This is a genomic window from Rhodohalobacter sp. (assembly GCF_034521535.1).
Lineage (GTDB): Bacteria > Bacteroidota > Rhodothermia > Balneolales > Balneolaceae > Rhodohalobacter.
Genome location: NZ_JAXHMF010000002.1, coordinates 239,056 through 253,434, shown reverse-complemented (window position 1 = coordinate 253,434; position 14,379 = coordinate 239,056). Strand labels below are relative to the sequence as shown.

Sequence of the window (14,379 nt, the reverse complement as noted above, 5' to 3'; positions counted from 1 at the left end):
AGGCCGTAACCGGCTCATAATCAGAGATAACCAGGTCATACTTGTTCGGGGTTTACAGAGTTAATATCCCGAAGGAAAGTAACGGGCTTAATATTCAGAGCTGTCTTTAAATAAGAGACGCTGCCGCCATCATCATAGGTGAGACTGATTCCGCGCTTATGGGTAACTTTGGTGTTATCCAGGCTCATTTTACAATTATAGCCGCTTATTAAAACATCCACAGAGGCGTGCTTTGATAGATAGGGAATAATTTCCCGTGCCCGGCTGATGTGCCCGTGTCCGGTTCCCTGTATGCCGTAGAGTATTTTCATCCGATTAGCTCTTCCTCGTCTATTTTTCGCTTTTTGATCTTCTTTTCTATTCTGTGAATAGCCTCAAATTCTTCTTCAGAATAGCGATACATGCTCCACTCCTCGCCGTCATATTCAAGAGCTGTAAGATTTTCAATCCAGTCTCCGCTGTTCATGTAGATCACAGAGCCTTTCTCATTTTCATACCCTCTAATTTTGGGTTGATGGATGTGTCCGCAAATCACATAGTCGTAGCCCTCCTCAATGGCCAGGTCCATGGCCGTTGTCTCAAAGTCGTCAATAAACCGGACCGCTTTTTTTACGCTGTCTTTGATCTTTTTACTGAGCGAAAACTTTCCTTTTCCAAGCTTTTCGGAGATATAATTGACGAGTCGGTTTAGAAGAATCAACAGCTCATAGCCGTGACTGCCTGCTTTGGCAATCCACTTGCTGTGCTTCATGGTGATATCAAAAATATCACCGTGGAAAATCCAGACACGCTCACCGTTAAGGTTCAGTACCAGCTTATCCCTGATAAAAAGTGGACCCAGCTGTAAACTCGAAACTTTCCGGAGTACTTCATCATGATTCCCGGTCAGATAGTAGATATCCGTTCCATTGGCCATGCTGGTGAGAAGGGTGCGAAGCACCATCATATGGGACTCAGGCCAGTAATATTTTTTAAAATTCCATACGTCAATAAAATCACCATTCAGAATGATGACTTTTGGATTGATGGAGTTTAAGTACTGAAGCAGCTCCAATGCATGGCAGCCTACCGTTCCGAGGTGGATGTCGGAAAGGACAAGAATTTCAACAGGACGTTTTTTCATATGTAGATGATTTTATTTATTAATAAAAACATCCATTATTATGATATGATAACTGCTGTGTTAGATTGTTGTGATGGGAGTGTTAAGGAATTGTATGTTTCACTTCTTTTCAAAAGATGTTTTCTCGACGGAAAATTAATAGAGGATTATGCATACCTGATCAAAACGATTAACGATAGTGAAAGAAGTTTACAATCCGGAGTGACATCTATCCTCTTTCTCATCCCGATTCTCGGAACTGAGTTAAGCGCAGATTTATACAGAAATTCTGCGAGAAAATAGAAGAGGTTTGTTTTTTGATATACGATAAAAATTATCCAATATGAACAGAAACGAAGTTTTTTAGTTCTATATCATCTGAAATATCAATTTAGTTAGTGAATTTATATGTCGACTTCTGATCGATCTCCAAAGTACTCCATTCTTGTAATTGAGGATAACACCGGTGATTTTTTTCTGATCCATGACTATTTAATGGAGCAGGGGATCAATATAAAAGTATCACGAGCCAAGAGATTTTCTGAGGCTGAACAGGAACTAACCCAGGACAATCATTCTTATGATGTGATTTTGCTCGATTTAACCCTTCCGGATTTGAGTGGTGAAAAGCTTATCTCGCACGTGACTGAATTGGCAGGTGATGCCGTGATAATTGTTCTTACCGGTTATGCTAACATGGAATTCAGTATCAGATCTTTGAATCTGGGAGTGTCTGATTACTTGCTTAAAGACGAATTAACCCCGGAAAGTTTGTGGAAAAGTATCAGGTACAGTATTGAGAGAAAAACGGCTTCACAAAATTTAATGGAGTCGGAAGAGAGGTATCGTATTCTATTTCAAAATAATCCCTCCCCAATGTTGGTTTGGGATACTGAATCCGGAGTAATTTCAGATGTGAACTATGAAGCTGAAGCAAAGTATGGCTATAGTAAAGAGGAGTTTCTTGATCTTCATATTGATCAGATTCAATTTGATAATTTCGAGTACGACAGTGAGGAGAGAAATAATGGAAAGAAAAACTACCGGCAGGTATGGAGGCATAAAAAGAAGAACGATGAAATATTTTTTGCTGAACTGAGTGCACAAAAACAGATTGAGTATAAAGGAAAGCGTTCTACCCTGGTGATTGTGAACGATATAACTGAAAAGATTGAACATCAGGAACGAATGATAGAGGGAGCAATCAGGGCTGAAGAAGAGGAACGAAACAGGATATCAAAAGAACTTCACGATAGTATTGTGCAGCAACTCGTAGCATGTGGAATGTTTGCTCAGAATCTTCAGGATAAAGTGGGTAAACCGGAGGAGATGCGTAAGGAGATCGACCGACTCTATCAACTATTAAAGGAGATCACACATGAGACGAGGGATATTTCCCACAATCTGAAACCCGCTGAATTCGAAATATCAAAATTGGAAGACCTTGTGAAACAACTTGTTCGTCAGCTGACAAGAGAATCAGACATTTCATTCAAGGTGAATATTCATCTGGAAAATAAATCTACGTTTGATTTAAATCTTAAAACGCAACTCTATCGCACCTTGCAGGAACTTTTGGCCAATATAATTAAACATTCAAACGCTTCAGAGGCTATAATTAATCTTGAGCAAGTTGGCCGGGTTCTCTATTTGACAATACAAGATAATGGCAGCGGCTTTGATGTAAATGATTCAGATAATGATGGTATAGGTTTGCGAAATGTGAGAAGCCGCGTATATCGGCTTGGAGGGGATGTCGAGTTTGTGAATATGAAAGAAAAGGGTCTTAAAATTAATATTGAAATTCCAATATAGAAATATGTGAAAATCTTAGTTAAGTATAGGCCTTTATACGTAGATAACTAACGGTATATCATAGTAAGAATCGGTGTGGTACTATGTACTAGACAGAAATATTGATTAAGTAGTGAATTAGTTGCAAACTGCCATAAGCTGGAAATAATTAAGTCTAAAATATATCTGATTTTTAAATCTACAGTAAAGCTTTAGCTTTTTAAGCAATAAGATTAATCGGACAATAAACAGCTAATGAAAAAAAAATACCTGCCACTATTTGAAAATTCCATCACGGCGATGTTTATCACCCGGCTTGATGGAACCATTCTGGAGACAAACAGGTCTGCGTGCCATATTTTTGGCTATTCCGAAGAGGAGTTCAGAAAGTTGGGCAGGGAGGAGATTATCGATCCGAAATCACCTGGATTCACGGAAAAACTGAAAGAGAGAGAAGAGACGGGCAGTACGTCCGGCGAGGTGATCGGGGTTCGGAAAAACGGGAAAAGATTTTGGTGTGAGTTTTCATCATCGGTATTTGAAGATTCGGATGGCAATAAGCTTGCCAGCCTGGAGCTGATCGATATATTCGATACCAAAGACAGGCAAGAGAGCCTGAAAGGTGTGATGAACAATGTTCCGGGCGTAATCTATCGATACTCAACAAAATCCGATGGATTTGATAAGACACACTTTGTAAGGGGTGAGGTGAAGCAGGTATTGGGCTTCAATCCGGAGGATGTTTTTGAAGACAGAAGCCTTGGATGGAAGAATATTCACAAGGATGACGTAGAGCGCGTGATTCAGTCCATGAATGAATCTGTAGAAAAGAACACAAAGTGGGTTTGCGAATACCGCTATCACCATCCGGATGGGACTATGCGCTGGCTGCGGGGAATGGGCAACCCGGTTAGCAACAGAGACGGCCGCATTGTCTGGGATTCCATTGTGATTGATATCACGCAAGAGAAAAAATCGGATGTGAATTTTAAGCTGATGAAGTCGGTAGCTACCGAGGCCAATGATGCCGTTATGATTACAAGTGCAGAAAACCTTGAGGCGCCTGAAGGGCCCGAGATTATCTATGTAAACCGCGGTTTTGAAAAAATGTCGGGTTACAAAGCCGAAGAGGTGATCGGAAAAACACCCCGTATAGTGCAGGGGCCAAGTTCTGAATCCGATCAGCTTCAGAAACTGCGTAAGGCAATACAAAATCGCGAAAGCGTGGAGGTGGAGCTGCTGAATTACAATAAAAATGGAGAAGAGTACTGGGTGAATATTTCGCTCAGCCCTATTTTTGAAGGCGACAAGTGCACACATTTTATCTCCATACAAAAGGATGTAACCGATCGTAAACTTCGGGAGCTACAAAAATCTATATCATCTGAGATTAGCCTGATATTCAACAGGGAAGAGAGCGTAAATAAAGCCCTCCAATCCTCACTGAAAGTTATATCAAATCTGCAGCATTTTGATACGATTGAATTCTGGCTTGTGGACAGAGACCGAACGTTGATGAATCTGGCAGCTCATACGGTTGACAATCCGGAAATGGCAGGCTTTTATTCAGGAGCGGGAAAAATTAAAATATTCAAAAAAGGAGAGGGCCTGCCCGGTAAAACATGGGAAAAGAAGGAGAACCTGTTCTGGAGAAACCTTGACAGACGGAAGACGTTTATACGGCGTGAGGAAGCTGCGGAAACCGGCCTTAAAACCGCGTTCAGCTTTCCCGTTTTAGATGAAGACGATGTGCTTGGTGTGCTTGTTTTGTTACTATCGGAAGACCTGAAACGAGAACGTTACTATGTGGATCTGTTTAGGGAGTTAGCAGATCAATTAGCGTCCGAAATTAAGCGGAAGCAGCTTGAGGAAGAACTCTCCAGGATCTTTAATTCTTCGCCCGACGTGATCTGTGTTGCAGGATTGGACGGCTACTACAAAAAAGTGAACCCTGCGATGAGCGAGCTGCTGGGATATTCAGAAGAAGAGTTATTGAATAAACCCATAATTGAGTTTGTGCATCCGGCTGATAAACAGAAAACCAGGGAGGAGTTTGAGGCATTAAACAAGGGAGAAGGAAATCACTATTTCGAGAACCGCCATATCACCAAATCGGGGAAAGTAATCTGGCTGTCGTGGACCACGAAACCCTTTTATGATGAAAAGATTACATACAGTGTAGCCAAAGAAGTAACGGAAGAAAAAGAGCTTCGGGAACTGCTTGACCAGGCGAACCGGCTTGCCAAAATCGGAAGCTGGGAGCTGGATGTAATCAATGATGAAGTTTACTGGTCTGACATCACCCGGGAGATTCATGAAGACCGAATCCGGACTTTGACACCTGACCTGGATGAAGGGATTAGCTTATTATAAGGAAGGAGAACGCAGAGGAGCGTATATCAGCAGGCAGTTGAAGAGAGCGATGGAACATGGAACTCCGTGGGATCTTGAACTGCCCGATCATTACAGGCCAAAGGAAATGAGAAGTGGATCCGAACCATAGGAGAAGCGGAGCTTGTAGACGGGAAGTGTGTGCGGGTTTACGGGAGTTTCCAGGATATTGATGAACGCAAGAGTGCTGAGGTCAGGCTTAAAAATATATCCAATAACATACCGGGGGTGCTGTTTCAGTACCAAATAGATACCGCTGGAAATGACAAACTATTTTATGTGAGTGATGGATCTGAAGATCTGTGGGGAATTTCTCCCGAAGAAGCGATGAGTAACAACGACTTGATCTGGAGACGGTTTCACAGTGAAGATTTTGATGTAGTAAAAGAAGACATTGGAAGGTCGGCTGAAATGCTTTCTAAATGGCACAGTCAGTGGCGCTATTACCATCCGGACGGCTCTGTAAGGTGGCACGAAGGGTTTGGTACACCCCAACGATATGCGGACGGCAGCATCTTTTGGGATTCCATTATCATGGACATCACTGAGCAGAAAAAGTTGGAGGAGCTGGTCGATCAAACCACCCGATTGTCGAAAGTGGGAAGCTGGGAGCTGGATTTAATTAATAATGAGGTCTATTGGTCGGATATTACCCGGGAGATTCATGAAGAGGAACCGGACTTTGAGCCTGACCTTGATGCGGGTTTAAATTATTATAAGGAGGGAGAACCCAGGGAGCGTATACAGCAGGCTGTTGAAGAGACGATGAAACATGGAACTCCGTGGGATCTTGAACTGCCCATCATCACGGCCAAAGGAAATGAGAAGTGGATCAGGACAATCGGAGAGGTTGAGTTTGTAGATGGAAAACCGGTGCGGATTTATGGTAGCTTTCAGGATATACACGATCGAAAGGTTGCAGAAGTAGAGCTGCAGGAAAAAACCTGGCAGCTTGACGCCATAGCACGTTTTAATAGTCTGTTGCTTAAAGAAGAGGATTGGCTGCAAGCCCTGAATAAAAGCCTTGAGCTGTTCGGTGAAGTTGCCGTGGCCGACAGGGTCTACTTTTTTGAGCACTCCATTCTGGATGAAACCGGCCAGGATGCTATATCCATGAAGGCGGAATGGGTTTCTGAAGGAACGACCCGAGAAATTGATAACCCCAAGAACCAGAATCATCCGTTTGAAGATATCCGGAGTTTTATGGATCAAGTGATCCATAAAGGTGGGTTTAATAAAGTGGTATCGGAGATTGAGGACAAGGGGGTAGCAGAATTTGTTTCAGGTCAGCAGATTAAATCGATTCTTGCCCTGCCGGTATTTACCGATAAGCAATTCAGGGGCTTCATCGGGTTTGATGACTGCACGAATGAAAGGGTCTGGACAAAAGATGAGATTACATTTTTGAAAACGATTGCGATCAACCTTGGATCGGCAATAGAAAATGAAGACGCTGAAGAAGCGCTCCAACAGTCATTTGAGGAAAAAAACACCATTCTTGAAAGTATCGGGGATGCGTTTTTTGCAGTTGATCATGAGTGGACGGTAACCTACTGGAATCATAAGGCTGAAGAAGTATTACTTATGCCAAGAGAAAAAATTGTGGGTGAGAATTTGTGGGAGTTGTATGAGGATGCTACCTCATTGGAATTCTACACGCAGTATCATAAGGCTGTGAGTGAAAAAGTTGATGTTCATTTTGAGGAGTATTACCCCACGCTTGAAAAGTGGTTTGAGGTGAGTGCTTATCCTTCAAGATTGGGGCTTTCCGTTTTCTTCAAAGACGTCACCGAGCGAAAATTAGCCAGCGAACGTATGAAAGAGCTGAACCGCGCCCTGGAGCATCAAACCCAAGAGCTGGCCGCTTCCAACGCCGAACTGGAGCAGTTTGCGTTTGTGGCTTCGCATGATCTACAGGAGCCGCTCCGTATGATTACAAGTTTCCTGGCTCAGTTAGAACGGAAGTATGGGGATGAGCTGGACGACAAAGCACAAAAATATATCCACTTTGCTACCGACGGCGCCAAGCGCATGCGGCAGATCATCCTGGATTTATTGGATTATTCAAGAGTGGGCCGGATTGACACAGAAAAAACGGTTGTAAACATAGATGAAGTTTTAAATGATGTTTTAATTTTAAACCGTAAGTTAATTGAAGAAAAAGAGGCATCGGTTACCTGGGATGAAATGCCGGAAATCTATGCTGCAAGAGCACCCATCCAGCAACTCTTTCAAAACCTGGTAAATAACTCGTTGAACTATCAGAAACCGGGTAATAAGCCTGTGGTGAAAATAAGTGCAGAAGATGAAGGTTCTTATTGGAAATTCTCAGTTCAGGATAATGGGATTGGTATTAACCCCGAATACACTGATAAAATCTTCAACATATTTCAAAGATTGCATGGAAAAGAGGAGTATAGCGGTACGGGAGTAGGCCTGGCCATTTGTAAAAAAATTGTGGGAGATCATGGCGGTAAGATAGGAGTAGATTCAGATGAGGGAGAGGGTTCAGTACTTTTATTTTACAATTCCAAAAAAACAAGGTGAGGTTGAGAAAGATGAATAAATTATGGCTTCGAATTGTTACTTCCGGTTTCATTTCACTCCTCTATTTGATGAGTACAGTAGAGATATTTGAACGCTCAAACTGAAAATGTAAGGATTTCGGATAAGCAATATGTATCCAGAAAATGGGATAATACCCGTGGGTTACCTGTAAATACCGTATTTAAAGTGATTAAAGATGAGACAGGCTATCTTTGGGCAGCAACTGAAGAGGGCCTGGTTCGGTTCGACGGGGTAAACTTCAGAATTTATAATCAGGACAATGTGCCCGATTTGGTTTCTACCATGTTTTATGATTTGGAAACATCCTCTGATGGAGGGATATGGGCTGCAAATGCAAATTCAATTGTTCACGCTAAAAACAATCAAATTCAGGTTTATAATGCGCGAGCCCTCGTTGAAGGAACCTGGATTACCTCAGTCTCAGAAATAGACAATGGAGATGTATGGGCCGGTACAAATGATGGAGAGATGCTGGTTCTTAAAGAGGGTACCATTCAAATATTGCCTGAATGGGACGAGTACAAGAATGGTGCAATTATGGTCATAGAAGCGGTGTCAGGCGGCGTTTTAATCGGTACTCAGAACGGCCTTTACAAGTACAACCGGCAAAGCGAAAGTATTGAAGAGATTCCGGGTTATGAAGGGCTTGAAGTTCGTGCTTTGGCAGAATCAGCCGGAGGAAACCTTTGGGTGGGTACCCGAACCCGGGGCATTTTCCATCAAATGCCGGAAGCGGTCATTGAAATTAACGAAACCAATGGGTTAGCAAATAACCGGGTAAATGCTATCCAATTAACCGATGACGGACACTTGTGGGTGGGTTTAGGCCATGGTGGCGTTCAGATGATTACAAAAGATGACATCATCTCACTAAGGGAGATTGAGTTTGGTTTAAACGAAGTGAACGATGTATATGTCACGGAAGATGAAAATGTATGGCTCTCCGTTACCGGACACGGAATATTGCAGATGATTCCGGCTGATATTAGAATGCTTCGGGAGACAGATGGCCTTTCAAATGATATCACTCTCGCTATTTATCAGGATGCAAACGGGGTGATATGGACGGGAACCGCAGGCGCGGGAATGAACAGGATTGAGAATGGTGAAATCACGCAGATAACACCCGATTACGGATTGGAAAGTGGAGTGGTTCTGGGGATATATGGAGTAGATGATTTCATATATCTGGGTACGGGTTCCGGACTCTACCGATACAATCCGCAAACTGATGAAATAGATCGCTTTTTTACAACGGATGACGGATTAGCGAGTAATATTGTTCAAGCGATTTACAAAGATTCCCGAGGGCGGGTATGGGTAACGAGCCGGTCAGGCGGTATTCACAAGCTCCATGATCATCAGGAAATTGAAAGGGTGGATGTTCCGGATGCATTTCAAAGCGCAGAGTTCATCACCATTTTTGAAGAGAGTAACGGGAATATGTGGTTCAGCACAACATCAACCGGTATTCTGAAATTAGAAGAGGATGATAATCTGACCGGTTATTCCATTCACCACGGCCCCTCATCCGAAATGGTGTTGAGTATGTATGAAGATCCGGAGGGGTCGATCTGGGCAGGAACCAACGAAGGATTGCTGGTATTAAAAGACGGTAAGTTTAAACTGTTTAACAGGAGTAATGGGCTTCAGTTTAACGGAATCTTCAGGATGATTGAAGATGACTTCGGTTATCTGTGGGCAAGCGGTAATTTTGGAATTCAAAGAATGAGAGTAAGCGACCTTCTTGAATCTGAAACATGATGAAACCGGCAGTATAAGAATACCTTCACGCCTGTTTGATGTATCAGATGGAATGGCCAATCATGAAGCAAATGGTGGCGTATTTCCGGCAGGCTGGAAAATGGAAAATGGGGAGATCTGGTTTCCCACCATGCAGGGTATAGCTATCATTAACCCCGAAGCTCTCATAGAATCGGAAAGAGATGTCGAAGTTCATGTAGAGTCTCTCAATTACGGTGGCAATGAATTTACTGTAACGGATGATATCGTGATACCGCCGGGATTTATAATATTGAGATCAATTATGGCAGCTTTGATTTTAAAAAACCTCATACCATTAACTACTCTTACAGGATAAGTGCTCTGAGTGATGAATGGCAGTCAACAGGAAACAGAACCACCGCCTATCTCACTGCTTTAAATCCCGGTGACTTATACCTTTGAAGTAAAATCAGAGCAATTTGGAATAGAGTCGGACATTGCATCCATTTCATTTTCAGTTGAGCCATTTTCTATGAAACAGCACTTGTTTAGGTTGTTAACTCTATTCGGACTGTTTCTGGCCGGATATTTTGTACATGTCTTTTATTCGAAATTGAAACTTGGAGAGAGTTTAAAAAAACAGGTTGATGAACAAACCAAAGAGCTGCAAGAAAGAAATCAAACCCTTGAAAGAGTATTGAAGGATATTGAGGAGCAAAACAGCATACTGAGAGAAGTTGCGTGGGTGCAGTCGCACGAACTTCGTGGCCCGCTTTCCCGGATGCTTGGCCTGATTGATGTAATGAAAAATTATGATCAGTTTAAATCTATTAAAAAAGAGAAGAGTGAACTGTTAAATGAGATTAGTATTGCAGCAAATGAATTGGATGAGATGATTCGTAAACTAAACACAGAAATAGAAGAAGTTGAAAAATCAGACAGTTAAAATTATGAATCCTCAGGTTATGTTGGTTGATGACGATGCAGGGGTATTGTTTTTGCATGAGCTAATGGTTCTGGAGAGCGGATTTTCTGATCAAATCACAAGTTTTTATAAAGCTGAGACTGCGCTGAATGACCTGGCGGATCAAAAGAATCAAGATTCAGAAATTGTAATATTCCTGGATATCAATATGCCGGGGATGAGCGGATGGGATTTTTTAAAAAAGCTGGAAAGCTCTGATTTTGACAAAGGTGTCTATATAGTAATGGTCACCTCTTCAGTACACAGCTCAGATCGTATAACTGCGAATAATTTTAAGCATGTCATTGACTTCATTGAAAAACCACTAAATCTGGAGATCTGTGAAAAACTTAAAGGGCATGAAAGTTTAAAGCATCTGTTTACTGATGATAGATAAAAAAGAAATTTGATTAAAAACCTTTGGCATACATATCGTGAAACAGTCATTCGGCATTGTACCGTACCGGAGGCAGAATCTACAGCACTGGAATATTGGAGAAATGATCTTTTTGCGGCATCTGTACTCTATCTGATCCCGTTAGGTTTAATCCCACTCTTTTTAGGGATCTATGTAGCCTATTCAACAGAGCTATACCTGCTTATGGCGGTTGACCTGATTGCGGTTATGTGCTTATTTAGCATAGCGTTTAGTCGGGGAATTTCAATTTTCTACAGAAAGCTGATTTTCTGCTCAGCACTTTACATGGTATCGTTGGCGCTGCTTTATTCACTTGGTTCTTATGGCCCCGGTCTATTATACCTGTTGGGTGTTACGTTATTTGCGGTACTGATTTTTGATGAAGTAATGGCTCTTATGAGTGTTTACATAAACATCATTGTGTGTGTGCTGATTGGCATAATGATTTACTATGAACTCGGAGGTGGGGTGATTACGCAGGAGTATGATTTAGCAAGCTGGTTCGCTGTCTCTTCGAATTTAGTTTTACTGTGTGCGGTAGCCGTACTTCTGATACCAAGGCTTTTTAAAGGTTTGGAATCGGCTTTTGAAAAAAGAAGCAAACTCGAAGCCGAATTATTAAGGAACCAGAAAAGCCTTGAGGAGTCGTTAGTTCAACTTGAAGAGAAAAATAAGGAGCTGGAAGAATTTGCCTATATCGCTTCTCACGATCTTAAAGAACCGTTACGAATGATTCAGGGATTTATGAACCTGCTTAAAAGTAAGTATGAAGCAGATCTCGACAGCCGTGCCCAAAAATATATTTATTTTGCAGTGGACGGTGCCGAAAGAATGAGCAAACTGATTGACGATTTGCTGGAGTATTCGCGAATAGGGCGAGTGCACACTAAACTGGAAGTTATTGATCTGAATGAGATCTTGAACAAACTGGTGGAAAATGAAATTCATCGGGCTAAAGATTCTGAAATAAATATTCAGTTCGAAAAATTACCTCAAATTGAAGCAGTCCCGATAGCTATTGAGATGTTGTTTAAGAATTTGATTTCAAATGCACTCAAATATCAGGATGGAGATCATAAACCGGTTATTAAAATTGCAGCAGAGGAAGAGGAGAGCTACTGGAGATTTTCTATTAGCGACAATGGAATTGGAATTGAAAAAGAGTACTTTGATAGCATTTTTATGCTATTCAAACGATTGCACGCGAATAATGAATATCAAGGGACAGGTATGGGGCTTGCGATTTGTAAAAAAATTGTTGAAAAGCATGGCGGTGAAATTTGGGTAGAATCCGAGCCGGGAGTAGGCAGTACATTTTATTTTACAATAAAAAAATAGCAGGATGGCGAGCTGAGAAGGTTTGGATTTACCAAATTTCACGACATTGTGGTTTTTGCTTGAATTAAAACCAGCCCCGCATCGGGGCGGCATCGTTCGATTTTGAATTTCATCTCACACGTAAAATTGAACCAGATATACCGCACCTACGGTGCTACCATGATTGGGTTCATTCATTATCCCATGGCCACCGCTTTGCACTGACCATGGGCTACGGACATGGCGCACCTCTGGTGCTCTTTGGCACTTCGGTTTTTGCTTATTCATAGATGAATTTAGCATATAGCTTCTATAATGACCACCGATGCTTTTACCGATCTTTATTTTTAATGATTCAAATTGTTAAATGATAATGAAATGGCACTTGATTTATTGCATAGCTTAAAACCAGCCCCGCTACGGGGCGGAATATCCGTAGCCCCAAGGGAATGCATAGCATTTCCTTGGGGTCTAAGAATGCGCGAATCAAAAGAAGCGCCGTAGGCGTGGCATGTTTTGGATTCCGAATTCAATCTCAATCATAAAATTGACCCATATATTCCGCACCTACGGTGCTACCATGATTGGGTTCGCTCATTATCCCATGGCCACCGCTTTGCGCTGACCATGGGCTACGGACATGGCGCACCTCCGGTGCTTGGTTTCTTTCGCATATAGTTGCAAATTTATTCAAAACAGAGATAATGACATTTCGCATCATGCAGGTGCTCGCTTGATATTCGATGATCATAGATGAATTTACAATGGTTTTTAGGCTACCAATTTCGCCATTTATCTTTAATGTTCAGATTGTTAAATGAAATAAACGGCATTGGTTTACGCATAGCTTAAACCCAGCCCCGCTACGGGGCGGAATATCCGTAGCCCCAAGGGAATGCATAGCATTTTCTGTGGGGTCTAAGAATGCGCGAATCAAGAAAGCGCCGTAGGTGTGGCATGTTTTGGATTTTGAATTCAATCTCAATCGTAAAATTGACCCATATATTCCGCACCTCTGGTGCTACCATGATTGGGTTCATTCATTATCCCATGGCCACCGCTTTGCGCTGACCATGGGCTACGGACATGGCGCACCTCCGGTGCTTGGTTTTTGTCGCGTATAGTTAACAAATTCTATTCAAGAACCAGGGATAATGACATTTCGCATCTGCGGTGCTCGCTTGATATTTGTGTTCATAGATGAATTTACATTGGCTTTTTAAGCCACCGATTTCACCGATTTATTTTTAATGTTCAGATTGTTAAATGAAATGAATGGCCTTGATTTTTGCATAGCTTAAACCCAGCCCCGCTACGGGGCGGAATATCCGTAGCCCCATGGGAATGCATAGCATTTCCTTGGGGTCTAAGAATGCGCGAATCAAGAAAGCGCCGTAGGCGTGGCATGTTTCGAATTCCGAATTCAATCTCAATCATAAAATTGACCCATATATTCCGCACCTCTGGTGCTACCATGGTTGGGTTCATTCATTATCCCATGGCCACCGCTTTGCACTGACCATGGGCTACGGACATAGCGCACCTCCGGTGCTTAGTTATCTTTCCAGTTATACTATAACAAATTCGTATTAAGAACCATGCATAATGATGACTTCTGTATTTAGCTTAGGTTTTCGCTTGTATATTTGTATGACAGATGACTATTTACATCATGGCTTTTTAAGTCACCGATCATTCAGCGCCATTATTATTTAATGTTCAGATTGAATTAGATAAAATAGACGGCTTTGAATTTTGCATAGCTTAAAACCAGCCCCGCATACGGGGCGGCATATCCGTAGCCCCATGGGAATGCATAGCATTTCCTTGGGGTCTAAGAATGTGCGAATTGAGAGAGCGCCGTAGGCGTGGCATGTTTCGAATTCCGAATTCAATATCAATCATAAAATTGACCCATATATTCCGCACCGCTGGTGCTTCTATGATCGGGTTCATTCATTATCCCATGGCCACCGCGTTGCGCCGGCCATGGGCTACGGACATAGCGCACCTCCGGTGCTTGGTTCTTGCAGAGCTTAGAACCAGCCCCACATCGGGGCGGAATATCCGTAACCCCACAGGTTCACAAGGTGAATCTGT

The 14,379-nt window shown here is 42.2% G+C and carries 11 protein-coding genes; 9 read left to right on the top strand and 2 right to left on the bottom strand.

From position 1 onward, the window contains the following. Positions 1–35: 35 nt before the first annotated feature. Together U5K35_RS03375 and U5K35_RS03370 are read right to left on the bottom strand one after the other, a co-directional pair. The gene (locus tag U5K35_RS03375) at positions 36–311 is read right to left on the bottom strand and encodes a glycosyltransferase family protein (RefSeq protein WP_322570070.1); all 276 of its coding nucleotides are present in this window, start codon (positions 309–311) and stop codon (positions 36–38) included. Continuing rightward, on the bottom strand, positions 308–1,123 hold the full coding sequence (locus tag U5K35_RS03370; protein ID WP_322570069.1) for a UDP-2,3-diacylglucosamine diphosphatase: 816 nt from the start codon (positions 1,121–1,123) through the stop codon (positions 308–310). Before U5K35_RS03370 ends, U5K35_RS03375 begins: the two co-directional genes overlap by 4 nt. A 387-nt stretch (positions 1,124–1,510) precedes the next feature. On the opposite strand from U5K35_RS03370, the gene U5K35_RS03365 reads away from it, so the two are divergent. The 9 genes from U5K35_RS03365 (at position 1,511) to U5K35_RS03325 (ending at position 12,300) form a co-directional block, all read left to right on the top strand. Beyond that, positions 1,511–2,917 carry a response regulator gene (locus U5K35_RS03365; RefSeq protein ID WP_322570068.1) on the top strand — a complete coding sequence of 469 codons (1,407 nt, stop codon included), beginning with the start codon at positions 1,511–1,513 and terminating at the stop codon, positions 2,915–2,917. A 234-nt stretch (positions 2,918–3,151) separates the two neighbouring features. Continuing rightward, positions 3,152–5,269: a PAS domain S-box protein gene (locus tag U5K35_RS03360; protein WP_322570067.1), complete on the top strand. Its 2,118-nt coding sequence runs from the start codon at positions 3,152–3,154 to the stop codon at positions 5,267–5,269. Continuing rightward, positions 5,247–5,399, top strand: a complete 153-nt coding sequence (locus U5K35_RS03355) for a hypothetical protein (RefSeq protein ID WP_322570066.1) — start codon at positions 5,247–5,249, stop codon at positions 5,397–5,399. The genes U5K35_RS03360 and U5K35_RS03355 overlap by 23 nt, the downstream gene beginning before the upstream one ends. Positions 5,400–5,428: 29 nt before the next feature. Beyond that, a complete protein-coding gene (locus tag U5K35_RS03350; protein WP_322570065.1) occupies positions 5,429–7,834 on the top strand; it encodes a PAS domain S-box protein in 2,406 nt (801 codons plus the stop codon). An 87-nt stretch (positions 7,835–7,921) separates the two neighbouring features. After that, positions 7,922–9,619 (top strand): ligand-binding sensor domain-containing protein, encoded by a 1,698-nt coding sequence (locus U5K35_RS03345; RefSeq protein WP_322570064.1) that lies wholly within the window; start codon positions 7,922–7,924, stop codon positions 9,617–9,619. After that, entirely contained in the window at positions 9,603–9,956 is a 354-nt protein-coding gene (locus tag U5K35_RS03340) for a hypothetical protein (protein ID WP_322570063.1), read from the top strand. The genes U5K35_RS03345 and U5K35_RS03340 overlap by 17 nt, the downstream gene beginning before the upstream one ends. 69 nt (positions 9,957–10,025) lie before the next feature. Beyond that, a complete protein-coding gene (locus U5K35_RS03335; RefSeq protein ID WP_322570062.1) occupies positions 10,026–10,526 on the top strand; it encodes a hypothetical protein in 501 nt (166 codons plus the stop codon). 4 nt (positions 10,527–10,530) lie between these two features. Further along, positions 10,531–10,941, top strand: a complete 411-nt coding sequence (locus U5K35_RS03330) for a response regulator (RefSeq protein WP_322570061.1) — start codon at positions 10,531–10,533, stop codon at positions 10,939–10,941. A gap of 9 nt (positions 10,942–10,950) precedes the next feature. Then, positions 10,951–12,300: a sensor histidine kinase gene (locus U5K35_RS03325; RefSeq protein WP_322570060.1), complete on the top strand. Its 1,350-nt coding sequence runs from the start codon at positions 10,951–10,953 to the stop codon at positions 12,298–12,300. Positions 12,301–14,379: the final 2,079 nt, after the last annotated feature.

What these genes read in the sequence shown, in the direction of transcription:
- U5K35_RS03355 (WP_322570066.1), top strand. Translation starts at nt 5,247, where the DNA reads ATGAAGGGATTAGCTTATTATAAGGAAGGAGAACGCAGAGGAGCGTAT.
- U5K35_RS03370 (WP_322570069.1), bottom strand. Translation starts at nt 1,123, where the DNA reads ATGAAAAAACGTCCTGTTGAAATTCTTGTCCTTTCCGACATCCACCTC.
- U5K35_RS03365 (WP_322570068.1), top strand. Translation starts at nt 1,511, where the DNA reads ATGTCGACTTCTGATCGATCTCCAAAGTACTCCATTCTTGTAATTGAG.
- U5K35_RS03330 (WP_322570061.1), top strand. Translation starts at nt 10,531, where the DNA reads ATGAATCCTCAGGTTATGTTGGTTGATGACGATGCAGGGGTATTGTTT.
- U5K35_RS03360 (WP_322570067.1), top strand. Translation starts at nt 3,152, where the DNA reads ATGAAAAAAAAATACCTGCCACTATTTGAAAATTCCATCACGGCGATG.
- U5K35_RS03375 (WP_322570070.1), bottom strand. Translation starts at nt 311, where the DNA reads ATGAAAATACTCTACGGCATACAGGGAACCGGACACGGGCACATCAGC.